Raw genomic sequence first — 23,490 nt, 5'->3', positions numbered from 1 at the left:
GTTCCTATTGGGACAAACGGGAAGCCAATTCATACAGATCCGTGTCGAAGTCTTTCTTAGTGTTCACAACTTTATCAATATCAGTAAGAGTCAGTTCACCCTTGATAATTCCGCATGCTTTGTCCGATTCGCCCTCAATCAGCTTGCGGACTGCGAAGTCACCCAGACGGCTGGCCAGGTTGCGGTCACCAGGAGTAGGTGTACCTCCGCGCTGGATATGTCCCAGAACCGTTACACGGGCATCCAGAGAAGCATGGCGGTCCTTGAGCGCCTGTGCCACATCTTCGCCTTTGCCTACGCCTTCAGCAACAATTACAATACTGTGGCGTTTGCCGCGGGCAAAATTGTCCTTCATCCGGTCTGCTACTTCATTCAGGTCATACGGCATTTCAGGCACAAGAATCGTTTCTGCACCGGAGGCAAGACCTGCATGCAGCGCGATGTCTCCGCAATGGCGGCCCATAACTTCCACGATCGAAGAACGCTCATGGGAAGACATGGTGTCACGCAGTTTGTTAATCGCATCTACAACAACGCCTACGGCTGTATCGAAGCCAATCGTATAATCTGTGAAGGAAATATCATTATCGATGGTACCCGGCAGAGCCATGGTGTTAATACCCAGCTTGCTGAGTTTGTTGGCTCCTTTGTAAGAACCGTCACCGCCGATGACTACCAGGCCGTCAATGCCCATTTCATTAAGAATGTCAGCACCTCTCTGCTGGCCTTCAGGCTTCAGGAACTCCAGACAGCGTGCAGATTGCAGAATGGTACCTCCGCGCTGGATAATGTCACCCACACTGCGCAGATCCATTGGGAAAATATCACGGTTGAGCAGACCCTGATACCCGCGCTGAATGCCGAACACTTCAATTCCGAAGTAGATCGCACTGCGGACAACCGCACGTACAGCGGCGTTCATGCCCTGTGAATCTCCTCCACTGGTTAGTACTGCGATTTTTTTTACGTTTGCCATTCTGTTTGTTCCTCCTTAAAATTGCGCCGGATGTCCTCCGTGTCAGAATGAGCCCCGGCAGCATCTAGTGCGACTAATACATGTGTTTGCGTATCCAGCGGCTGTTAACGAAGAAGAATAGCCGGGTCAGCGGGCTTTTTCTCATCAGCCGTTTGGATACAGAGCGAACCTCCCGCTGTTCGCTGACTTTTGGATCGGATAAATAAAGTGCCAAGAGCCCCTCGATGACCATACGATGCATTGAGGTCTCGGGAAGAGTCCGGACATCCTTGCGGGCCCACTCCACGATGGAAGCGATCCGATTCAGCATGGTATCAGTGTCGTCATAATAATTGCAGAAATTGAGGTCACCGCCTGCCCGGTCTTCGTCCTGGTCAATCAGATAATCCAGCATAATGTGCAGTCCGCACACATGCGGAAAGTAAGCAGCACGAATCGAAGCCGATGCGCTTAGGCTTAGCTTGGGATCACATGAGGCCAAAAAAAGCATAAAGACGCCAAGGGTTGAACCGGTTGCGGCTGCAAACTCATTCCACCCGAGATGAGGTGCACGATGGCCCTCTCTCTCCCACCATTCCTTCAGGGCGGCTTCCCTGAGCTCCGGACGAATGTGCTTATAGACCTGAAGATCGGTGTACAATACGGCCAGATCATGAATCTCAGCTGCGGCGGCGGCATATCCGGGAAGCTGAGAGGTCATCTCCTGGCATTTGCGGACCAGCCTGTACAAATATCCGCCGTCATTCTGTTCATTGCGCAGCGCGTAGTAATTCACCGGCTCCGCCTCTGGGTTAATAGCATCAAGCATGGATTGATGCAGCAGCCGGAAATCGGCAGGGTCAAGCGAAGTACTGCGATCACATAGGTTGTCCAAATAATCACTGATCGTCTGATAAGCAACAATTAGCGGAATCAGTATATGTCTCATCGACAAATTGCCGGCGGCATAAATACCGCCGCCTTCGCAATGAAACTGCTTCGTTTCAATGCTGGCAAGCGCTTGCTTGCGGAGCTCGGGATCGGGAATCCCTTCTGCATCCTGGCGCCAGAAATCGAGGCATGCCCGCACTTCCGGCAGCACGTACTTGTAGACCCTGTTCATCAGTCCAATGGGACCGCGCGGACTAAGGTAACGGCCTTGCTCAAATTCATTCAATGACAGTGCCTCCACATTGTTGTCTCCTTATCCAAATCATCATTATTATAATATGCAGAGCGTATTTGTACAAACAACAAAATCACTTTCGCAAAACCTTGAAAGATTCAGAAAAACGTTTTTTAACGTAACCCCTGCCTCACCAGCTTTATGCTATACTATTACCCGTTCGACATTAAATGTATGAGATTAGGCTTATTTCATATCCGGAGGAGTGCAGGTTCATGTATGCAGGACGGAGCGGCGGCCAATATAGCGATCAAAACTGGCTGCGATCCTTTATGTTCACCTTATACGGCACCAGCGTGCTGGTTGTATCCTATTTCCCTTTATTCTATTCACATTTGGGCTTCAGCAGCCCGCAGATGGGTCTGCTCTACTCTGTCGGCCCGCTGATCTCCATTCTCTCCAATCTGTTCTGGAGCATGATGAGTGATCGTCTGGGCACTGTCCGGAAGATCATGGCCCTCCTGCTAGGAGGCCAGCTGGTAACCGCTATCATTCTCGCCAGAGCCGCAGATTTCTCGAGTGTTATGCTTATTTTGTCCGTTTTCTATTTCTTCTATTACCCTGTATTTCCGCTTGCGGACACCATGGCTATCAAAATTGCCCAGCGTCACGGCCGGAACTTCATTGCAATCCGTGTATTCGGCTCGCTCGGGTATTCGTTCTTCGCCCTAACGATCGGTTATGTGCTGAGAGCACTTGGTCCTGAATATAGCGTAGGCATTTGTATCGTGATTGTCGTGACCGCACTGCTTATTACCTTCGGACTGAAGGATGTGAAACGCAGCGAGCCAGCTCCCGCAGATGTAAGCGGGGACGCTTCAGGCAAACCGCTTAAAGGCGGCGGACTCAAAGAAATTCTATTACAAAAAGAAGTGCTGTGGTTCTTCAGCTGTGTCTTTCTGCTCGCTATCGGTTACCGCATGAATGAAGCCTTTTTGACCATCAGCCTCAAGGGAATGAATGCCGGGGATGAGATTATCGGCTGGGCATTGCTGGCTTCTGCTCTTAGTGAGATCCCGATCTTCTTCCTGCTGAGCAAATACGGCGACAAGTTCAAGGAACTGCCGCTGCTTGCTTTCGCAAGCCTGATGTTTGCCTTGCGGTTCCTGTTCATGTCACTGGCTCAGGAGCCGGGAGCTGTAGTTGCCATTCAGGCTATGCACAGCGTCTCCTTCGGCATCTATTATGTAACCGCCGTCCGTTATATCACGCGGATTATCCCGGATCATCTCCGGGCAACGGGAATGGCACTGTTCACGGTTGTATGGTCCAGCGGTGCCGGTCTGCTTAGCGGTACCTTCGGCGGCCTGATCTATCAGGATGCCGGACGGATTGTATTCTATATGGTGGCTACCGGATTCTCAATTCTTGCTTTTATCGGCTTCCTGTCCAAGCATCTGATGGATGTGGGGGGAGGCCCCGACCGGCCGCTCCGGAGAAAAGCCAGGACTCCGCTCTGAGTATTGTATTGTAGGAATTATCCAAACAGCCATGCCATCCCGGAGCCGGGAGCGGCATGGCTGTTTGGATTCATCATTCTATAGAAGAAATAAAAAAACACAGTTCCCGGGAGAACTGTGTGCTGCTTAAGTTGCTTGTTGCTACTCATGCAAATGCGTGTTGCATCAAATATATATTGCGGCTGGCAGAAGCGCTGCCTGACCGTATCTTATAATTTAACTACGTTCGCTGCTTGTGGACCGCGGTTACCGTCAGTAACATCGAATTCAACCGCTTGGCCTTCATCCAAAGTCTTGAAACCGTCGCCTTGAATTGCTGAGAAGTGAACGAATACATCTTCGCCGCCTTCTACTTGAAGGAAACCATAACCCTTTTCTGCGTTAAACCATTTTACTGTACCTTTCAAATGAACAACCTCCTAAAAATACCGCCATATATGGCGTATGCTTACATTATACTCCATCTATACTTGTAAAGCAATCCATCTTTTCCCTGTATTCGTGATTTAATTTGCTTTTCCCTTCTCCGGTGCGTTATCATTGAGCCAAAAGCCAAAAATCGCCAGGGTGGTAATGATAATGATCAAAAAACATGAAATATACAAAACAGACAAATGGAATATGATGACAGTGGAAGTTCAGGGACGTTATATTATCCTCCGTGAAATTTCCGATCAATGGGGAGAAGAAACACATACCTTCATGAGCCGTCCGGCCATGATGCAGTGGGTCAACAACCGCTTCAACAAAGAGTCCTACAAAGACAATGAAGAAGAGTACAAGAATATCATCGCTGCCTTCAAACAGGTATAAGCGGGAATGAACAATGAGAGCCTTGTAATCTATGTAATTGTCGTTCTGTGTATGGGTGCCGTGCTCGTTATGAGCAAGGACAAGATGCCGCCGCGTCTGAAACGCGGCATGGCCTTAACTGCAGTCATCATGATTGCACTCGCTTTTGTCTTCATTATTTACAGCATGCTCGCATAATTTCACCGCAAGTACTTTAAGATTAATAATCAGGATTTGGCAGGACATACTAAGCCTACTTTAAGATTCAGGAGGCTGCTGTCATGTCGTTTACTTCCAAATCCCTCCCGCTGCTGCTTGTTCTCGGCCTGCTGCCGGGAAATGTGTCCGCAGCAGTGCCGCAAGCCGAGACTATGTCTGCTGCATCCCATCAACCGAGGAGGATTTCTATGGAACAATTACCTAAGAGAAGTGAAGTACCCGCCGAGAACCGCTGGAAGCTTGAAGATATGTTTGCTTCAGAGGAACAATGGGATGCCGAATACAAGGAAGTGAAGGAGCTAATCACAAGCGCCTCTGACTTCCAGGGCAAGCTTGATTCTCCTCAGGCCCTCAAGAAATGCTTCGAGCTGGACGACAAGCTGTCCCTGCTGACCGAACGCCTCTATGTATATGCGCACATGCGCCAGGATGAAGATACGGCGGCTCCTAAGTACCAGGCACTCTCCTCAAAAGCCAAGAAGCTGGGCGTTGAAGCCGGGGAAGCTCTTTCTTTTGTCACACCGGAAATTCTGGCCCTGCCAAACGAAACCCTGGACCAGTTCATTGCCGATCCTTCTCTCTCTGACTATACCTTCACCTTAACGGAAATGAAGCGTGAGAAAGCGCATGTCCTCTCCAAAGCGGAAGAAGCATTGCTCGCTCAGGTTGGCACTCTTGCCCAGGCTCCGCAGACTGTGTTCGGCATGCTGAACAATGCGGATCTGAAATTCCCGAAGGTCAAGAATGAAGATGGCGAGGAAGTTGAGCTCACCCACGGAAGCTACATTCAGTTCCTGGAAAGCCCGGACCGTGAAGTGCGCAAGAATGCTTTCAAAGCGGTCTATGAGACTTACGGCAAGCAAAAGAACACCATCGCCGCTACGCTTAGTGCGAATGTGAACAAGAATGTATTTTACTCGCGTGTGCGCAAATACCCTTCCGTGCTGGAAATGTCCCTCTACGGTGATAATATTCCGAAGGAAGTCTACACTAATCTGATCGACACCATTCATGAGAGCCTGCCGCTGATGCACCGTTATATGAAGCTGCGCCAGAAGCTGCTTGGAGTAGATGAGTTACATATGTACGATTTGTTCGCCCCGCTCGTGGACGAATACAAGCTGAATATTACTTTTGAGGAAGCCAAGAAGATCACTAAGGAAGGCCTTAAGCCGCTCGGCGAGGACTACCTAAGCGTGCTGCAGGAAGGCTACGACAAAAGCTGGATTGACGTTTATGAGAATGAGAACAAACGCACCGGCGCATACAGCTGGGGAGCTTACGGCACCCACCCTTACGTGCTGCTGAACCATAATGACAACCTCAACAGCATGTTCACACTGGCGCATGAAATGGGCCACGCCCTGCATTCCTACTATTCAGACACGACGCTGAAATACCGGGATGCCCAGTACACCATTTTCCTGGCAGAGGTTGCTTCGACCACCAATGAAGCCCTGCTGATGGATTATCTGCTGAACAAGTCGACCGATCCGAAGGAAAAAATGTACCTGCTCACCTATTATGCCGACCAGTTCCGCACTACCGTGTTCCGGCAAACGATGTTCGCCGAATTCGAGAAGATTATTCACCAGCGTGCTGAAGAAGGCGAATCGCTTACTCCTCAGGACCTCTCTGCAATCTACTACGACCTGAATGTGAAGTATTACGGTAAGGATATGGTCGTGGATAAGGATATCGAGATGGAATGGGCGCGGATTCCGCATTTCTATAACAGCTTCTACGTCTACAAATATGCTACCGGATTCTCGGCGGCGACCAGCTTCGCCAAACAGATTCTGGAGGAAGGCAAACCGGCGGTAGACCGTTACCTGGGCTTCCTGAAGAGCGGCGGCAGTGATTATTCCATTAATATCCTGACCAAAGCCGGCGTCGATATGTCTTCACCTGAACCGATCCGCGAAGCAATGAGCGTCTTTGAAAGTGTGATTGAACAGATGGAACAGTTGACCAAGTAAGGCAGAAAGCTTAGTATTACAGTAATCCCTTGCCCTTTGCGGGCAGGGGATTTGTATTGTCAATATGGCCCGAGGAGGAAGTACTATGAAATTTCAATGGTCACTTATATTAGGTTTATTCTTTGCACTGCTGACCGCTGTTTTCGCTGTCATGAACGTGGATACGGTACCGGTTAATTTCGGCTTCGACGTTGTCAGCATCCCGCTTATTCTTGTCATTCTTGGCTGCGCGCTGATCGGCGGCGTTGTTGTAGGTTCCTACGGGATTTTCCGCCAATATAAGCTGCAGAAGCAGATTAAAAGCTTGAACGCAGAGCTAACCAAGCTCCGTGATGCAGGCAATGCCATGGATTCTCTGACTGTCCCAAATGATGTCCTCTCTTCAGAAGGATCAGCCCAGATATAACCATACACCGAATAGGAGGAACACCCATTGCTTAACATTCAGCCTAATGAAGAATATATCCTTACCCTGCTCAAAAAACTGCTCGACACCCCCAGTCCCAGCGGCTTCACCGCCCAGGTGATGACTCTTGTGGCCGAAGAAGCGGCTGCACTGAATATTCCGCTGAGCTGGAATGAGAAAGGCGGGGCGATCCTGACTGTTCCCGGACTTGATCCTTCGCGCACCATCGGGATCAGTGCCCATGTAGATACACTGGGCGCAATGGTCCGCTCCATTAAACCAAACGGCTCCCTGCGCTTAACCTCTGTCGGCGGATTCAGCATGCAGAGTATCGAGAATGAGTACTGCACGATTCATACGCGCAGCGGATTAACCTACACCGGTACAATCCTGAGCAGCCACCCTTCCGTGCATGTGTATGCCGATGCGCGCGATTTCAAACGCGTAGAAGAGAACATGGAAATCCGTATTGATGAAGTGGTCTCCACTAAAGATGATGTGCTGAAGCTGGGCATTGCTGTGGGTGATTTCATTTCTTTTGACGCCCGTGCGGTATTGACGCCAAGCGGTTATGTTAAGTCCCGGCATCTCGACGACAAAGCCAGCGTAGCGGCCATCTTCGGCCTCCTGGAGAGCATCCGGCGCGAAGGCTGGAAGCCGCTCCATAACCTGTCCCTGCTGATCTCCAATTACGAAGAAGTCGGACACGGCGCAGCCTGGATTCCGGGCGGGATTAACGAGATGATCGCTGTGGATATGGGCGCTATGGGTGACGATCTGAGCTGCAAGGAGACCGATGTCTCCATCTGTGCCAAAGACTCCTCCGGACCTTATGACTATGCCATGACCAGTAAGCTGATTGAGCTCGCTAACGGGCTGGCGATTCCTTTTGCGGTAGATATCTATCCGCAGTATGGCTCCGATGCTTCAGCGGCGCTGCGTGGCGGGAATAACATCCGGGCCGCGCTGATCGGTCCGGGCGTGCATGCCTCCCACTCCATGGAGCGCACACACAAGCAGGCCGTGCTGAATACTGCTAAGCTGCTTGCCGCTTATGTTGGGGCGCACTGAACTAGAGAAATGGCTGCGGAGTTTGCGGAGAGCTTAGGCTGTGCGGACTGAATCATGGAGACTATGAAGGCTAATGCCATGCTGCGGGGTTTACGGAGAGCTTAGGCTGTGTGGACTGAATCATAGAGACTATGAAGACTAATGCCATGCTGCGGAGTTTGCGGAGGGATGCTTGTGTCGGTGCGATTTGAGTTTGGGGGATGGCTGCAGAGTTTGCGGGGGCACCGCAGGTGGTGGATTGTTGCTGCCGCAGTGCTGCTGGTGTTGTTTGCGGTCATCCTGGCTGCGCTTAGGCTGACGGATGATGATGAGCATGAGGTCTTTGACGGCCTCCCTCATAGTTACATCTATGCCGAGAGTTCAGGCGAGATTCAGCTGCATATGATGGCGGTGAAGCCGGAGGATATCGTGCTGCGGCGCGCAGGGCAGCCGCTGCGACAGATTGCCGCCTATGGGATCAATGGCGGCTTCTTCTATGGCGATGACCTGCTGTCCATCGCCATCATGAACGACGTGCCGGTGAACGGCGCACCGCAGGGCTACGGCTCCGGCTGGTTCAACGCGAAGTACGAGCGTGGCACCCTGGTGTGGGATGGAGCCGCGGGAGCGTTCAGCGTACAGGTCGTTGCCTCCGGCGGCGACCTGGCGGTGAGTGACCGCGGCAATTACTGGGCGCAGGGCGGGATCAGCATGAACCTGCAGCATGAAGAGCTGTGGGCAGCTGCGGCGGCCGCAGAGCATCTTCCCTTTGAGGGCGAGCGGCGCCTGCGCTCCGGGCTGGTCTATGACCAGTCCGGCAAGTTGTGGCTGCTCGTCACGAATTCGCGCTGCACGGCGGCGGAGTTCCGCACCGCCGTGCAGCGGGCCGTCCCCGGCGAGGGACGGGAAGGGATCTTCCTCGACGGAGACGGTTCATCGCAGATGAACGCTGACGAGGTGGTGCTGACCGGCGACTCGCGGCCGGTCGTGCAGATGATTGCCGTGGCGGGCGGGAAATAACCGGGGCCCGTGGCCATATCCGGCCATGGGCCTTCCTGCTTGCCATAGCGCTTAAACCTATGCTATAGCGTAATAACCAAAGAGTGCTGTGCCAGTTCCATTCATAACTGGCACAGCACTCTTTCTGTTAACTGTATAAGATAAGCTGAACTAAGGAAAGTATCTGCGGGAGACACGTCTCCCAATTTTTTACTATAGAATAATAATTTTCGGGTGAAGAGGACTGAAAATCCGCTATTTGAGCAGATCCAGCGGATTCGCTGTCCAAGCGGACTCAGTGCCCTTATATGACCGATTATGCCTCATTTCGGGCTTAAATGAATAGTATAAAACGGAATCTCAGTCCGCTTCATCCTCAGGTCTGAGTTATTAACAATTGATCCAACAGTAGAATGTAATGTATTGAAATTTAACGGGATGGCACAAGCTCAATTCGCGGCACATCCCCGTTCTTATAGACCGGGATGAGCTGCACGGGGCTTTTGCCGGAGTCAACTTCAGCTATAATCAGATTCTGTTCTGAAGTTTCCTCATGCCTGCGGGGCAGCTTGTTATCAGCTGAAATAGGGTGAGCTATAACTGGTGCAGAGGTATTCTTGTAATATTTGAGCGCCTCTACATTGTGTTCAATGTGTTCATTGGTTTCATCGGTCACATCCGGCCTTCCGAAGAAGAAAACAGCAGAAACAAACATGACACTTAAGCCTATCTCTCTCAGTCGTATGTTCATCATTCACACCTCCGCAAACAGTAAGATCGAAGCCACAATTATTCTATATTTAAGCACATATACACAAAAATATTCTACCATAAATTTACTATATAAGATGCACTTAAGATTTGAATTTGAAGCTTAGTCGTCACTGCGGTGAACCTTTGGACTTCCGGCCGCTGCCCGCCCTCAGATTTCTTGATGATTACCGCTGTTCGCGGTGGATATCCGGTGACTGATTATGCTTCTTTCGCTAGTTGTTTTTTTTGTGCGTCTTGTATAGTACATAGCTATTCCTGGGAAATCTAATGTTGTATTTCCTTCCACAGCGCAAAAAAAAGAAACCCGGCCTCTGAACTTCAGGTGCCGGGTTTCCTATTGCGCGTTTATATCACCATACCTGCTCCAGCTTATCTGCATAGAACATAATAGCCTTGCTGTAACTATGAATACCTGCATCGGCAGAGGTTTCGGACAGCAGCTTAAGCAGCAGCTCCATTGCCTCTGCATGCGCACCCAGATTATGCAGTGTCATGGCGAGGAAGGCTTTGAACTCCGCACGATGCGGAAATTCAAGCACGCCCTGCTCCAGCAGCTCCCGGGACTGTGAGTACGCCCCAAGCGTCCGGTACGTGCTTCCCAGTCCCAGCATTGCACCTGCCTTCTGCTCCTCATCCGGAAGACCATGAGCAAGACTCTGCTCATAATAGGACACGGCCTCGCGTTCCATGCCGAGCACATCATGTGTCCAGGCCAGCTGATAGTACAGCTCGGCATTGCTGTCATCCGCTGACAGCAGCTGAAGCAGCATGACTCTTGCTTCCTCCGCTTGCCCGGAGGTCCGCAGCGCAATGGCAGCTTCGAGAGTATTTGTCACCGGCAGCGACCTCCTTCTACAATTTAACTCTGACAGGGGAAATTAATAACTATATAACTGCTCTTTAGATAACAACCCTTCAAATTACCGGCCAGTTGCTGAGAGACTGGCGGAGATACGACAATCGTCAATTCCCCACACTTGATTCGTTGCCGGCTAAATTGAAACTTCTTAGAGTTAGGAAGCAGCAGTGCGGACATAAATGTTGTACGTTTTGCAACTTTGATTCATGAATAACAAGCTGTTCAGGCGGATTGTTGTACAAAATACAAGAATAATCCTGCCAAGCCGCTTGAAAAAGTTGAAATCCTGCCTTTTATACAACAATCGGGGATTTGGGCCGATAAAATGAGGGAAATGTTGTATTTTGGGCAGGATTTTATATCGCAACGAAGGAGAGCAGCAGAGATAGGTTGGTCACAACCTTAACCCAGCCCGAAGCGCTTCAAACCTCACGCCTTACCCGCGATCTTCTCCGCCAGCTCATTCAGATACGTCCAGCGCTCCATCAGGCGCTCCAGCTCCGCTTCGGCCTGCCGCTGCTTATCCACCAGCTCCTGGAGTTTACCGGAGTCGGCAAAGGCCGCCTCCATCTCTGCCGAGATATCTACGAGATGCTGCTCGGCCTGTTCGATGGCCTCGTCGATGCCCTCGTATTCCTTCTGCTCCTTGAAGGTGAATTTCAGCTTCTCGCGTGACGGCGCGGCTGCTGGCGCATTCCCGCTCTGCTCTACAGCTGCAATAGCACTGCGGCCTCCAGCGCCTTCAGACTTGCCGGAGCCCCCACTTCCGGAAGGTACGTTCTTTGCCAGCCATTCTTCGTATTCACTATAGTCACCGACATGAAGCCGGATCGATCCGTCCTCGAAGGCAATCAGCTTATCTATGGTACGGTCCAGGAAGTAACGGTCATGCGATACGGTAAAGACTACGCCGGGGAATTCATCCAGATAGTCCTCCAGCACGGCCAGCGTTCCGATATCCAGATCATTCGTCGGCTCATCCAGCAGCAGTACATTCGGCGCTCCCATAAGCACGCGCAGCAGGTAGAGGCGTCTCTTCTCGCCCCCGGAGAGCTTGGAGATCGGGGTCCACTGCATCGCCGGAGGGAACAGGAACCGTTCCAGCATCTGCCCGGCGGTGATGACACTGCCATCGGCAGTCTTGATGATTTCCGCTTCTTCCTTCACATACTCAATCGCGCGCATGCTGAGATCCATATCCTGATGCTCCTGGGTGAAGTAGCCGAGCTTAACGGTTGTCCCCAGCTGAACCTCGCCGCTGTCCGGCGTAAGCTTTCCGGCGATCAGGTTGAGCAGGGTCGACTTCCCGCTGCCGTTCTTGCCGACAATGCCCACCCGGTCCTGCGGCACCGCGATATAGGTCAGGTCCTTAATCAGGGTCCGGCCGTCCATGGATTTCGTGAGATCCTGGATCTCAATGATTTTGCGGCCCAGTCTGGTGGAAGCCACGGAAATATCCATCGAGGCAGATGAAGCGCCACCTGTACTCTCCTTCAGCTTCTCGAAGCGGTCGATACGCGCTTTCTGCTTCGTGGATCGTGCTTTGGCCCCCCGGCGGATCCACGCCAGCTCGGTGCGCAGCAGATTCTTGCGCTTCTGCTCCGCCGAGGCTTCGCGCTCTTCGCGGTCAGCCTTCAGCTCCAGGAAGCGGGAGTAGTTCGCTTCATAGCGGTACAGGCTCCCTCCATCCAGCTCCAGCATTACGCTGGCTACGCGCTCCAGGAAATAACGGTCATGCGTAACCATCAGCAGGGCGCCGCGCCGTTTCTGCAAATATTGCTCCAGCCAGGCTACGGAATCCGTATCGATATGGTTGGTAGGCTCATCCAGAATCAACAGCTCTGAAGGCGTAATCAGCGCTGCGGCAAGCGCTACACGTTTGCGTTGACCGCCGGAGAGGTTCTCCATCCGGGCATCAAATTGTGTGATCCCAAGCTTGGTCAGGACAATCTTGGCTTCGCTCTCCAACTGCCAGGAGCCGGCGGCATCGATGGCCTGCCCGATCCGCACGAGTCTGGCTTCCAGCCCGGAATCGCCCGGATTCTGCTCCAGCAGAGACATAATCTCCATGTACTCCCGCATCGTGGCCAGCTCCGGATCATCTCCGGCAAACACCTGCTGCAGCACGGTATTGCCAGGCTCATACGGCGGATTCTGCGCCAGATACTGTACACGCACGTCATTGCCGATGGCAATCTGTCCGGCGTCCGGTGTATCCAGCCCGGCGATAATCTTCAGAAAGGTCGATTTACCCGTTCCGTTGACACCAATGACGCCAATCTTGTCCCTGTCGTCCATGCCAAAGGATGCATCAAGGAATAATGTTTTCTCCCCGTAACTCTTGGAGAGGTGTTCCACGGTCATAATATTCATCAGTTGTCCTCGCTTGCCTTATATTTATAAACCAGGTCTGGCTGTATCTCTTAGGATTATTCAAACGGAAGGTCACTGAGTGCCGAATTCAAGCTGCCCAGCGCCCCTGTGATGAAGAGGTTCGCAGCAAACTTTGCCCGCTTATACGCATCTTCTTCCGCAAAGCCGGGGTTAAACAGGATATCCATCTTCAGACGGTCCAGCATACCGATATAAGACTGCGCCATCAATTCCGGCTCGGATGCCCCGCCTTCCAGCAGCACCTTCACTACCGCCTGCATATAGGCTTCCATGAACTGCGCCATATAGTCTACCAGCTCAGGATTATTATTGGGTGCGCGGAAGAACAGCTTCGTATGCTGCTTGCGTTCATAATAATAGAACAGATGGTGCTCGGCAATAACGGAGAGCTTATCCGCCAGTCTGGAGCAGGTGCCCAGCTTGCCTTCAAGCTGCTCCAGGAACCCTTCACAATCCCGGCGGGTAACCGCCATGAACAGCTCTTCTTTGCTTTTAAAATATAAATAGACCGTGCCCTTGGCAATTCCGGCCCGCTCTGCCACTTCCGACATCTTCGTTTCGTAGAAGCCGCCTGAACCGAAAAGCTCGTAAGCGGCATCCAGAATAGCTGCATGTTTGTGTACGGATGCGCTGCTCAACGGTTCACCTCCCAACCTTGTATAATAAAATTGTAGCCGGATAACGTAACTAAGGCCCGCATATCTCCTATCCCGCTCCTATGTAGCTGGCCAGCAGGGCCACCACGCCGCCTATAATTGAACTTACAGCATTCACGGTATCATTGTCCATCCAGCGCCAGCCCCGGGCGTACACGGTCGGCTTACCGCAGTGCATCGAGGCTTCCACCTCGCGGCCGCAGACTGCGCAGCGGTTCATCCGCTGCACCGTTGCCCCCAGCACCGAGTCGGCAAAGGCTCCGGCAAGTCCGCCCAGCAGTCCGGCAAGCGCCAGCGTCAGCAGAGAATGCGGCGGCATGCCGGAGGCTGCCCGCAGCAGCCAGGAGGCCGCGCCGATCAGCGCACCCCCGGCAGCAGCGGCCAGCGTCCCCGGGAGCGATACGCCGCCGGAGGTGCCCGCCTGCAGCACCTTCCCGGTCAGTACAGACCGGGGAGGCCGCTTAGCGAGCGTCCCAATCTCTGTTGCCCATGTATCGGAGGTCACGGTAGCCATGACTCCGATAAACAGAAAGCCCCAGATTTCCAGCGGATAAATCGCGTTAAGCAGCACCAGCAGCATGCCAAGTCCGCCGTTGGCGAAGACCTGGCCGGCATCCCGGCGCCCTGTCTTATCATAGGTGGCCTCAAGCTCGGCCTTATTCTCATGATGAAGCTTCGACAGCAGGCTGGAGGAGATGAAGAACAGCAGCAGAATGCCGAACCAGAAGGCATTGCCTGCCCCAAAGTAGATGGTTCCCATCACTATCGCCGCCAGCATGCCCGAGAGGCTCAGCGACTGCTTCCAGTAAGCGGCCCCGGCGACCAGCAGCGCACCGCAGGCCCCGATCAGCCATTGCAGCACTTCAAGTCCTGATAACATCGCCCTAACCGATCAGGCAGGTGCCCATTAGCGTATCGCCCCAGAACAGCTCGAACGAATCGCCGGGCACTACAGGTCCCACGCCAGCAGGAGTTCCGGTGAAGATGATATCTTCCTTGCCGAGTCCGTAGCGGTAGGCAATGAATTCAACAATTTTTTGCAGCGAGAAAATCATGTTCTGCACGTTCCCGCGCTGGACCTCAATTCCGTTCTTGCGGACGGTGAAATCCGTTGCTTCCAGCTCCTCCTGCTCCGGAAATGCAATGTAGGGAGTCAGCGGAGCCGCATTCTTGAAGCCCTTGGCTGGTGTCCAGGGCAGGCCTTTTTTCTGCAGATCATTATGCACATCACGGAGCGTGAAGTCGAGGCCCAGCGCCATCACATCCACCAATTCCTCCACACTCATCCCCGGCACATAATCACGCGCAATACGCAGCACCAGCTCACCTTCATAATGGATCAGTCCCGCATCTTTGGGCAGATGGATGATCGCTTTATCAAGCGCAACAGCAGCATGTGACGGCTTCAGGAAGATCAGCGGCTCGGCCGGCACCTGATTGCCGAGTTCCTCCGCATGTAATTTATAATTGCGTCCCACACAGTACACATTATTGACCGCTCTACTCATTGATCGTTCAGCTCGCTTTCTTCTCAGATTATTAGAATGAATAGATCGTTTTAATGGATTAGTCTATATCCTAAGTCAGGCCTGCAGAAAGATATCGCCCCAAATATCCGGGCGGTTCGTACAGATCATGATATCCGAATGCATGGCGGATAAGCGCCGCATCTCCTTAGCTTTATTCACTGTCCAGGCCATGATCTTCACGCCCCGTTCAGCCAGGGATTTCGCCAGAACCGGGCTAAGCCGGTCGGAGCTGATGGATAAGAAGGAGCAGCCCAGCTCATTCAGCTTTTTGGCCGGATCGCCGGACCTGGAATCATAGATCAGACCGGTACGGAACCGCGGGTCCAGCTCCTTAATCCGCTGCAGCGCACCGGCGTCGAAGGAGGTGAGCACCACATCCTCGCGCATTCCCATGGTATTCACCAGATCGATGACCGCTTGCTCAAGGCCAGGGTACATCTCCCCGCTGGTCTTCAGCTCAATGTTAAGCCGCAGTCTGCCTGAAGCCAGGCTGAGCACTTCTTCCAGGGAGGGCACCCGTTCTCCGCGAAAAGCACGCCCTTTCCAGCTCCCCGCGTCCAGACGCCGTATATGTTCATAATCCATGTTCTTCACCTTGCCGTGTCCATTGGTCGTGCGGTCCAGCGAATAATCATGGATGACCACAGGCACGCCGTCCTTCGTCAGCTGCACATCAATCTCCATCCACCGCACAAAAGGCAGGGCTATCGCCATCCGGACGGCCGCCAGCGTATTCTCGGGGGCTTTGCCGGAAAATCCGCGGTGGGCGACACACATGTTATTCATCATCATTGGCACCTCCAGCAGAAGTAGGATTTATTGGGCCGACTGCACAACGGTACCATCATTGCGGATCTTGACCAGACCGGAAGATAAGGATTCAACCTTATGCAGCAAAAGCTGTCCGTCCGCCTCATTCATCGGCACCGGTTGTCCCAGCTCAGCATCCATCGGACTCAGCTTAAGGGAACATTGTCCCTCCTTGCTGCATTCCGCCTGGAATACAGCCGTCTCCCAGGTTGCCGGAAGACTGGAACGTGTGAAGATAAAGTTGCCTGTGCTGTAGGCAATCCATTTCCCTTTGTAGGGCTCAATCCCCTGCAGCACATGCGGATGTCCGCCCATCACCAGATCGGCTCCCGCATCGATAAAGCTATGCCCCAGCGTCTGCTGGGTCTTGTCATATTGCTCCATCCGCTCCTTGCCCCAATGGACAACGACTACGACAAGATCGGCTTGTTGCTTGGCAGCGGCAATGGCCTTGAGTGCTTCTGCGCTGTCATAGACAGAGGCGAGGCCCGGCTTGCCTGCTTCGGCCTTCCATTCGATCACCGGCATCACCCGTGTGAACCCGAGCAAGGCTATTTTGATACCCTGCCGCTCAAAATACTGCGCAGAGTAAGCTTCCTTGCTGTTCTTTCCTGCTCCGACATAGGGAATGCCCCGCTTGCTCAGATGCTTCAGGGTATCCAGCAAGCCCTCTTCCCCCTGATCCAGGGTGTGGTTATTAGCCAGATTGACCGCATCTACGCCAGCTGATTTCAGTGCATCCAGCGCTTCGGGGGCACCCTTGAATACAAATTGCTTGTTCGCGGCACCTACACCGCCAGTAGTGATCGGCGTCTCCAGGTTGACCACGGTCAGATCATCCTTTTTGAACATCCCGTCAAGTGCACTGTAAGAATAATCGTACCCCTTCTTCTGCAGCAGCTCCGCTACCTTACCGGCAAAGATAACATCTCCGGCAAAATTCAGCTTCACCGTACCGCCGGAAGAGTTCTCAGGCAAGCCTGATATCAGGCCGCCAGGATTGCCCGTTGTCGCTTGAGGTTCAGCCGTTGCTGCCGCTTCCTTAACCGTTGGAACAGGCGTAATCACGGCTTCCGCAGTCTCCGTAGGCAGCGCAGTGGCCTCCGGTGTTGCTTCTGGTGTTGGCTCCGGACTGGCTGTAGCCTCTGCTGTAGGTGCCACCTCCACAGGAGCTGCCGCTGTTGCAGAAGCTTCAGGCGAAGGTGACGGCTCAGTCACTGCTACCGGAGGAGCTGAACTCTCCTTCTCTTTGTTATCCATGAAAGAATAGGCCAGCAGGCCGGTAATCATCAGAAGCAACACTACATTAAACCATGCCCAGACCGTTCTGCGCCTCTTTTTGCTGCTATGTTTCTTGCTCTGTCTACTGCGTGACCTCGGCGGATACATGAGTACTGGTAATCTCCTTTACCCTTAAAGTGTTTCTATTATAGCATATCTCTTCCGTGTCGCTCCAAAGTAACCCATAGTCTTCCCGCCCCGCGGAGCGTGGCCTTGGCTTCAATGATTATTCCGGCACTTTATAAATTCCCCAATAAAAAAAGGGTGAAGCGCCACTGCTCCGCTCCACCGCTTCCGTTATACCGTTACAGCCGCCGGTTGTTCCGGCAGCTTCTCTAAATGGGCTGCAGCAGTCTCAGCCGTAAGCTTCGCCTGCTTAATGCAGTCCGGCATGCCGATGCCGTCATAGCCGGCGCCAAAAGCATACACACCCGGCAGCTTCTCCTCCAGCTCACTTCGCAGGCCGGCGATCCGGCCTGGATGGCCTACCGGATATTGCGGCATGGAATGCCTGAGCCGGGTAATCTCGGTGAACAGGGGAGCTGCAGTGATCCCCATAATTTCCTTCAGGTCTTTGCGCACCAGTTCAGCCAGCGCCTCATCCGGCAGGTCTACATTCTGTTCATCCCCCGACCGTCCGACGTAACAGCGCAGCAGTACCTTATCATCCGGGCTGGTATGCAGCCATTTCGTAGAAGTCCAGGTACAGGCCGTGATGTTCCGCCCCTCTTTGCGGGGGACCAGGAATCCGGATCCGTCATATTCGGTAACGATATCCTTTTTGGTAAACGCCATGACCACATTAGCCACTGACACATAATTGACAGCATCCAGCGCGGATACATCCACATGCGGACGCAGCAGCTCTGCGGCAGCGAAATTCTGCACGGTTACATAGATATCATCAGCTTGCAGCAGTTCACCGTTGTCCAGCTCCACCTCATAGCGCGGTGCAGCAGAGGCCTCTGCGGATATCCCCGCCCCGCTCCGTACTTTGATGGACACCGCTCCCGTTCCGGTCCGCTGCTGGGCATCCTGCAGATCATGGATCAGGGCATGCACCAGGCTCTGCAGCCCCTGACGGAAAGTCAGGAACGCGCTTTTCTTGGTTCCGGTATGGGTCTCCGCCGGCTTCCTGCCGGTCGTCATCCCGCGGATCAGACTGCCGTACTGGCGTTCGACCTCGCCGAACTGCGGAAAAGTAGCCTGGAGGCTGATCTTGCGCATATCACCGGCATAAATACCGGCGAGCAGGGGCTCTGTCATATTCTCCAGCACCTCTGTACCCAGACGCCGCTCGATCAGGTCACCGAGCGATTCATCCTCGGAGCTGCGGCGAGGCGGAAGTACGAAATCCATCATCGCCCGCATTTTACCGCCGAAGGAGACGAGGCCGCTCTTCAGAAACGGCTTCAGCTCCGTAGGAATCCCCAGAACAAGCCCTGCGGGCATCGGGTGGAGCTTGCCTCGCTGCAATATGTAAGTCTTCTTGGCATTCGGATTCGTGGTCACCAGCTCGTGATCCAGCTCCAGCTCTCTGGCCAGATCAACCATGGCTGTTTTGCGGGCCAGGAAGGAGTCCGGGCCTTTCTCAATGACGAAGCCGTCACGGTGCAGGGTCTCGATTTTGCCGCCAAGGCATTTATCCTTCTCGATCAATATAATTTCCGGCTGAATCCCGGCTTCCCGGTAAAACTTGCGGACGTAGTAAGCGGCACTGAGGCCGCTGAGGCCTCCGCCGATAATTACTACCTTGCGCGGTGAACCGCTCATGATTGCTTCACCTGTAACTGCCCGGCCTTCGTACGCACCACATCGCTAAGCACAGACATATACGCCGGATCGCTGTTCAACGAATCAATCCGCAGCAGACGCATATCCAGCTCTGAAGCCAAGGCCTGCGCCTCAATATCCAGATCGTACAGCACCTCTAAGTGGTCAGATACGAAGCCAATGGGAGCAGACAGCACATATTTCACCTGAGCTTCGGCCAGCTCACGCAGCGTATCCAGAATATCCGGACCCAGCCACGGCTCTGCAGTTCTGCCCGCGCTCTGCCAGGTGAACTGCCAGGACTCCACACCTGCCTGATCGGCAATGGCTTTGGAAGTTTCCAGCAGCTGGTCACGGTACGGATCGCCCATAGCCAGAATGCGTTCCGGCAGGCTGTGTGCGCTGAACAGTACACGTACTTCATCCCTCGCCGCTCCGGTTTCCTCGAATTCATCCAGCTTCGCAGTCACCCGGCGGCTAAGCACATCGATCAGCTCCGGATGCATATGGTAACTCTCGACAAATTCCATATTAATTCCGCAGGCATCCGCTTTTTCCTTGGCCCGCTTGATATAGGTTCCAACGCTCATCACCGAGTAATGAGGGGCCAGCACAATGCCTATCGCCTGGGTAATCCCATCCCGGACCATCGCCTCCACACCATCTTCAATGAAAGGTCTGGCATGCTTCAGCCCCTGGTAGCAGACATACTGAATCTGCCCGCTGTTCAGCTTGGCCTGCAGGGCCTCCACCTGGCGGTCTGTATTCTCCCTGAGCGGGAACACGCCTCCTACGATCGCTTCATAGCGGTCCTTCAGCTCTTTCAGCTGTTCAGCGGAAGGTGCATTGCCTCTGCGGATATGCGTGTAATACGCCTCCACATCCTCCAGACTTTCAGGCGTGCCATACGACATCACGAGTACTCCAATTTTGGTGGTCACGGTTTCCATCCCCTTTTACGAATAATGTCCTGCGCCTGCTCATTTCACAATTCCATTATGCTCATAAAAAACAAAGAGAGCAGCAATTGCTGCTATCTCATGTACCTTGCTTTAATTACGCGAGCGGTCCTGCTGCCTGTTTCAATGCCGCTGCCGAATACTCATGTACATAATCCGTTAATTCCTTAAGTGTGTCCAATGAAGCTTCAGGAAATAATCCATGGCCCAGATTAAAAATATAACCCGGCTGTCTGATGCCTTCATCGATCAGTTCTTTCGTCCGTTCTTTCAATACGTCCATTGGTGCGGTCAGCAGATAAGGATCCAGATTGCCTTGAATCGCGAATCCTCCGCCCGTTCTGCGTCTGCCTTCGGTCAGGCTTACACGCCAGTCCAGTCCGATCACATCGGCCTGCAGCCTGGCCAGGCTGGGGAGCAGCTCCCCTGAGCTGACACCGGGGAAATAAATCTTCGGAACGTCCAGATCAGACAGCTCGGCAAAAATCCGGGTGATTGTCGGCAGCACATATGCTTCGAAATCACGCGGGGCCAGCGCGCCAACCCAGCTGTCGAACAGCTGGAACGCCTTGCCGCCGCTTGCGACATGGGCGCGAAGATATGCGATAACCATATCGCCCAGCTTCTCCATCAGCTTCTCCCACACGCGGGGCTGGCTGAACATCATTTCCTTGGTGCGGTGATAGCTCTTGGAGGGCCTGCCTTCAATCAGATAGCTGGCGATGGTGAAAGGTGCTCCTGCAAAAGTGATCAGCGGCACGTCCAGCTCTTTGTCGAGGAGGGCAATCGTCTCCAGAATGTGGCCCAGATCCCCTTCCACATCAATCGGCTTCAGCCGGTCGACATCCGCCGCCGAGCGGATCGGATTCTCAATGACCGGGCCAATATTCTTCACGATGTCGAAGGCCACGCCAAGGGAAGCTACAGGATTCATAATGTCGGAATACAGGATGGCCGCGTCCACACCCAGCTTGCGCACAGGCATCAAGGTTACTTCAGCTGCAAGCTCCGGCTGTCTGCAGATCTCCAGCAGCGAGTATTTCTCCTTGATTTTACGGTACTCGGGATCATAACGGCCGGCCTGCCGCATGTACCATACGGGAACGTGCTCCGTGCTCTGCTGTCTGCAGGCGCGGATAAAAGTGTCGTTGTAGGTCATGATAAGATCTCCATTAGATTTGATAGTATATTTAGAAAACACATATCATTATTATGCCCCTTTTGCCAGCGGGTAACAACCGCTTCACCCTTAAGGGAATGACAATCCCATGACATTACTATGACAAGTGTTGCACTGCACAGCTAAAAAACTATGATATACTGATATAATGTCAATTTTTCGTGAACTATTTATCTTTGAATCCCCTGAAAGGAAGTGAAAGCACTTTGAAGAATTGGGAGACCTGGAAAGTCAACCTCATGGTGCTTTGGTTTGGCCAGTTTCTGGTGAATGCCGGCATGACTATGATTACCCCTTTTCTGTCCCTTTATCTCGCCAAAGACCTGGGTGTGACCGGAGATCACGCGATCGGGATGTGGGCCGGACTTATTTTTGCCGCAAACTTCTTGACCTCGTTTATCTTTCAGCCCCTGTGGGGCAAGCTTGCCGACAAATACGGCCGCAAAATCATGCTGCTGCGCTCCAGCTTCGGTATGGCAATTGTTATCGTGCTGATGGGCTTCGCGCAGTCCCCGATGCAGCTGCTGCTGCTCCGCCTGCTGAACGGAACCATCTCCGGCTTCAACCCCGCCTCCATCGCGCTGGTCTCGGGAACCACCCCGAAGCCGCGTATGGGCTTCGCGATGGGACTGATGCAGTCCGGCGCTGTAGCCGGTACGATTCTCGGTCCGCTGATCGGCGGCTTGCTGGCGGACTGGATCGGGTTCCGCCCGATCTTTTATGTCGTGGGTGCGCTCTTGTTCGTCGCCTCCCTGCTGGCGTTATTCCTGGTCAAGGAGAAATTCGACCGGGTGGAAGCTGCGCAGGTGCCGCAGGTCTCTGTGCTCGAAGGCTTCAAGGAGCTGGCTAAGGTTCCGCAGCTGCCGGCACTGTTCGGCGTAACGTTCCTGCTGCAGTTCGCCATGATCAGCCCGATGTCGCTGCTGCCGCTCTACGTGGAGAAGCTGCACGGCTCCGCTGTGAATATTGCCTTCTGGGCAGGCATGGTCAGTGCCGTCACCGGTATTTCGAACATGCTGGCTTCTCCGCTGCTCGGCAAGCTCAGCGACAAGGTAGGCGCCCACCGGATACTGACCTATGCGCTGATTGGCGCGGCGCTGTTCCTCATCCCGCAGGCCTTCGTGACCAGCGTGTGGCAGCTGATCCTCGTCCGCTTCCTGATGGGCGTCTTCATGGGCGGCCTGCTGCCGAGCGTCAACGCCCTCATCCGTTCCTATACGCCCGACGGCAAGGAGAGCCGGGCCTTCGGCTTCAACAGCAGCACACTGGCACTCGGCAATATGCTGGGCGCAGTCATCGGCGGCTTCCTGTCCGGATATATCGGGATCGAAGGGCTGTTCATCATCTCCGGCGCGTTCCTGCTGATTAATACGGTCTGGGTAAGGCTCAAGTTATATAAGAAGACAGAACCCAGGTTGTTCCGTTAACAGACTTTGGTATGCGTGGAGCGTATGGGCTCCGCCTGCAGAGGACAGGCTATTTAACCATCGCCAAGGCTAGTCCGTCGTAGGCCGGCAGCAGTGTGCTGGTCAGGCGGGGATCGCCGGCAATCATCTCATTGAAGCGGCGCATCGCCTGAACGGCAGGTCCGTTCTTCTCCGTATTCAGCGTGCGGCCTCGCAGGAAGATATTGTCCCCGGCAATGATTGCACCCGGCGATGCCAGCCGGATCGCATATTCCAGATAATTCGGATAATTCTCCTTGTCGGCGTCGATGAAGAAGAAATCATACTTTTGGCCCTGCGCTTCGAGCTGCTTCAGGCTGTCCAGTGCGGGGCCGATTTTGTATTCTACCGCGTCCCCGAAGCCCGCCTGCTCCAGATGGCCGTGTGCAAGCTTGCCATAGTCAGCGTTAAGCTCCAGGGAAGTCAGGCTGCCGCTCTGCGATAAACCACGGCATAGGCAGATTCCGCTGTAGCCGCCCAGTGCACCGATCTCAAGTATCCGGGTGGCGCGGGAAAGGGTAACCAGCATTGTCAGCAGTCTGCCGTAGCCTGGAGCGATGGACACCTCCGGCATTCCGTTTGCTGCGATGGCCTGTTTGACTTTTAATAGTAATTCATCCTCTGTATATAGCTGTTCACTGTATTCTTCCTGATTCTGCATATGTATTCTCCTTCAAATTTCATTTTGTGTAGCGTGAACGGGCATTGTGTAGATCTCTTCATTACCCTATACTGATATCTGAACGTTCTAATGGTTCACATTCACATGGAGAGCAAGCTTCTC

At 53.3% G+C, this 23,490-nt stretch carries 23 protein-coding genes; 8 read left to right on the top strand and 15 right to left on the bottom strand.

Going from position 1 to position 23,490, the window contains the following annotated elements; genetic code table 11:
* Positions 1 to 4: 4 nt before the first annotated feature.
* Together pfkA and NSU01_RS12120 are read right to left on the bottom strand one after the other, a co-directional pair.
* On the bottom strand, positions 5 to 976 hold the full coding sequence (gene pfkA, locus NSU01_RS12125) for a 6-phosphofructokinase (protein ID WP_039299701.1): 972 nt from the start codon (positions 974 to 976) through the stop codon (positions 5 to 7).
* Between the two features lie 73 nt (positions 977 to 1,049).
* Positions 1,050 to 2,132: a tetraprenyl-beta-curcumene synthase family protein gene (locus tag NSU01_RS12120; protein ID WP_042141005.1), complete on the bottom strand. Its 1,083-nt coding sequence runs from the start codon at positions 2,130 to 2,132 to the stop codon at positions 1,050 to 1,052.
* Positions 2,133 to 2,356: 224 nt separating this feature from the next.
* Here NSU01_RS12120 and NSU01_RS12115 point away from each other — a divergent pair, with 224 nt between their 5' ends.
* Complete coding sequence (locus NSU01_RS12115; protein ID WP_042135717.1) at positions 2,357 to 3,601, top strand: MFS transporter; 1,245 nt, start codon at positions 2,357 to 2,359, stop codon at positions 3,599 to 3,601.
* Positions 3,602 to 3,810: 209 nt separating this feature from the next.
* Here the strand turns inward: NSU01_RS12115 and NSU01_RS12110 are convergent, their stop codons facing one another.
* On the bottom strand, positions 3,811 to 4,008 hold the full coding sequence (locus NSU01_RS12110; RefSeq protein WP_036725228.1) for a cold shock domain-containing protein: 198 nt from the start codon (positions 4,006 to 4,008) through the stop codon (positions 3,811 to 3,813).
* A 172-nt stretch (positions 4,009 to 4,180) separates the two neighbouring features.
* On the opposite strand from NSU01_RS12110, the gene NSU01_RS12105 reads away from it, so the two are divergent.
* The 6 genes from NSU01_RS12105 (at position 4,181) to NSU01_RS12080 (ending at position 9,067) form a co-directional block, all read left to right on the top strand.
* Positions 4,181 to 4,414 carry a hypothetical protein gene (locus NSU01_RS12105; RefSeq protein ID WP_036702226.1) on the top strand — a complete coding sequence of 78 codons (234 nt, stop codon included), beginning with the start codon at positions 4,181 to 4,183 and terminating at the stop codon, positions 4,412 to 4,414.
* Positions 4,415 to 4,420: 6 nt separating this feature from the next.
* A complete protein-coding gene (locus NSU01_RS12100) occupies positions 4,421 to 4,591 on the top strand; it encodes a hypothetical protein (protein WP_179093519.1) in 171 nt (56 codons plus the stop codon).
* Between the two features lie 209 nt (positions 4,592 to 4,800).
* Positions 4,801 to 6,591, top strand: coding sequence for an oligoendopeptidase F (gene pepF / locus NSU01_RS12095; RefSeq protein ID WP_042141004.1), 1,791 nt, complete (start codon positions 4,801 to 4,803; stop codon positions 6,589 to 6,591).
* Positions 6,592 to 6,676: 85 nt separating this feature from the next.
* Positions 6,677 to 6,997 (top strand): lipopolysaccharide assembly protein LapA domain-containing protein, encoded by a 321-nt coding sequence (locus NSU01_RS12090; protein WP_042135712.1) that lies wholly within the window; start codon positions 6,677 to 6,679, stop codon positions 6,995 to 6,997.
* A gap of 27 nt (positions 6,998 to 7,024) precedes the next feature.
* Positions 7,025 to 8,068 (top strand): M42 family metallopeptidase, encoded by a 1,044-nt coding sequence (locus NSU01_RS12085; protein WP_042135710.1) that lies wholly within the window; start codon positions 7,025 to 7,027, stop codon positions 8,066 to 8,068.
* A 174-nt stretch (positions 8,069 to 8,242) separates the two neighbouring features.
* A complete protein-coding gene (locus tag NSU01_RS12080) occupies positions 8,243 to 9,067 on the top strand; it encodes a hypothetical protein (RefSeq protein ID WP_339303159.1) in 825 nt (274 codons plus the stop codon).
* Positions 9,068 to 9,476: 409 nt separating this feature from the next.
* Here NSU01_RS12080 and NSU01_RS12075 read toward each other — a convergent pair whose 3' ends face one another.
* The 11 genes from NSU01_RS12075 to hemE all read right to left on the bottom strand — a co-directional run bounded on the left by NSU01_RS12075 (position 9,477) and on the right by hemE (position 21,240).
* Positions 9,477 to 9,800, bottom strand: coding sequence for a hypothetical protein (locus NSU01_RS12075; protein ID WP_144026086.1), 324 nt, complete (start codon positions 9,798 to 9,800; stop codon positions 9,477 to 9,479).
* Positions 9,801 to 10,170: 370 nt separating this feature from the next.
* Positions 10,171 to 10,656: a tetratricopeptide repeat protein gene (locus NSU01_RS12070; RefSeq protein WP_042135704.1), complete on the bottom strand. Its 486-nt coding sequence runs from the start codon at positions 10,654 to 10,656 to the stop codon at positions 10,171 to 10,173.
* 452 nt (positions 10,657 to 11,108) lie between these two features.
* On the bottom strand, positions 11,109 to 13,052 hold the full coding sequence (locus NSU01_RS12065; protein ID WP_076244224.1) for an ABC-F family ATP-binding cassette domain-containing protein: 1,944 nt from the start codon (positions 13,050 to 13,052) through the stop codon (positions 11,109 to 11,111).
* 56 nt (positions 13,053 to 13,108) lie between these two features.
* Positions 13,109 to 13,711 carry a TetR/AcrR family transcriptional regulator gene (locus NSU01_RS12060; protein ID WP_076244223.1) on the bottom strand — a complete coding sequence of 201 codons (603 nt, stop codon included), beginning with the start codon at positions 13,709 to 13,711 and terminating at the stop codon, positions 13,109 to 13,111.
* Between the two features lie 67 nt (positions 13,712 to 13,778).
* Positions 13,779 to 14,588, bottom strand: coding sequence for a DUF92 domain-containing protein (locus NSU01_RS12055; protein ID WP_076244405.1), 810 nt, complete (start codon positions 14,586 to 14,588; stop codon positions 13,779 to 13,781).
* Between the two features lie 25 nt (positions 14,589 to 14,613).
* Entirely contained in the window at positions 14,614 to 15,237 is a 624-nt protein-coding gene (locus NSU01_RS12050) for a fumarylacetoacetate hydrolase family protein (protein ID WP_076244221.1), read from the bottom strand.
* 75 nt (positions 15,238 to 15,312) lie between these two features.
* On the bottom strand, positions 15,313 to 16,044 hold the full coding sequence (locus NSU01_RS12045; protein ID WP_042141002.1) for a glycerophosphodiester phosphodiesterase family protein: 732 nt from the start codon (positions 16,042 to 16,044) through the stop codon (positions 15,313 to 15,315).
* Positions 16,045 to 16,074: 30 nt separating this feature from the next.
* Entirely contained in the window at positions 16,075 to 17,457 is a 1,383-nt protein-coding gene (locus tag NSU01_RS12040; RefSeq protein ID WP_076244219.1) for a CapA family protein, read from the bottom strand.
* Positions 17,458 to 17,646: 189 nt separating this feature from the next.
* Positions 17,647 to 19,122 carry a protoporphyrinogen oxidase gene (gene hemG, locus NSU01_RS12035; RefSeq protein ID WP_076244217.1) on the bottom strand — a complete coding sequence of 492 codons (1,476 nt, stop codon included), beginning with the start codon at positions 19,120 to 19,122 and terminating at the stop codon, positions 17,647 to 17,649.
* Positions 19,119 to 20,063 (bottom strand): ferrochelatase, encoded by a 945-nt coding sequence (gene hemH / locus NSU01_RS12030; RefSeq protein WP_081969925.1) that lies wholly within the window; start codon positions 20,061 to 20,063, stop codon positions 19,119 to 19,121. Before hemH ends, hemG begins: the two co-directional genes overlap by 4 nt.
* A gap of 115 nt (positions 20,064 to 20,178) precedes the next feature.
* Positions 20,179 to 21,240, bottom strand: coding sequence for a uroporphyrinogen decarboxylase (hemE, locus tag NSU01_RS12025; protein ID WP_076244215.1), 1,062 nt, complete (start codon positions 21,238 to 21,240; stop codon positions 20,179 to 20,181).
* 227 nt (positions 21,241 to 21,467) lie between these two features.
* Here hemE and NSU01_RS12020 point away from each other — a divergent pair, with 227 nt between their 5' ends.
* Entirely contained in the window at positions 21,468 to 22,688 is a 1,221-nt protein-coding gene (locus tag NSU01_RS12020; RefSeq protein WP_042135690.1) for an MFS transporter, read from the top strand.
* 49 nt (positions 22,689 to 22,737) lie between these two features.
* Here NSU01_RS12020 and NSU01_RS12015 read toward each other — a convergent pair whose 3' ends face one another.
* On the bottom strand, positions 22,738 to 23,367 hold the full coding sequence (locus NSU01_RS12015) for an O-methyltransferase (protein WP_076244213.1): 630 nt from the start codon (positions 23,365 to 23,367) through the stop codon (positions 22,738 to 22,740).
* Between the last annotated feature and the right edge of the window lie 123 nt (positions 23,368 to 23,490).

It is taken from the genome of Paenibacillus sp. FSL H8-0259 (genome assembly GCF_037963255.1).
Lineage (GTDB): Bacteria > Bacillota > Bacilli > Paenibacillales > Paenibacillaceae > Paenibacillus_AQ > Paenibacillus_AQ phytohabitans.
The sequence above is the reverse complement of the archived record's forward strand: the minus strand, read 5'-3'. Positions and strand labels throughout refer to the sequence as shown.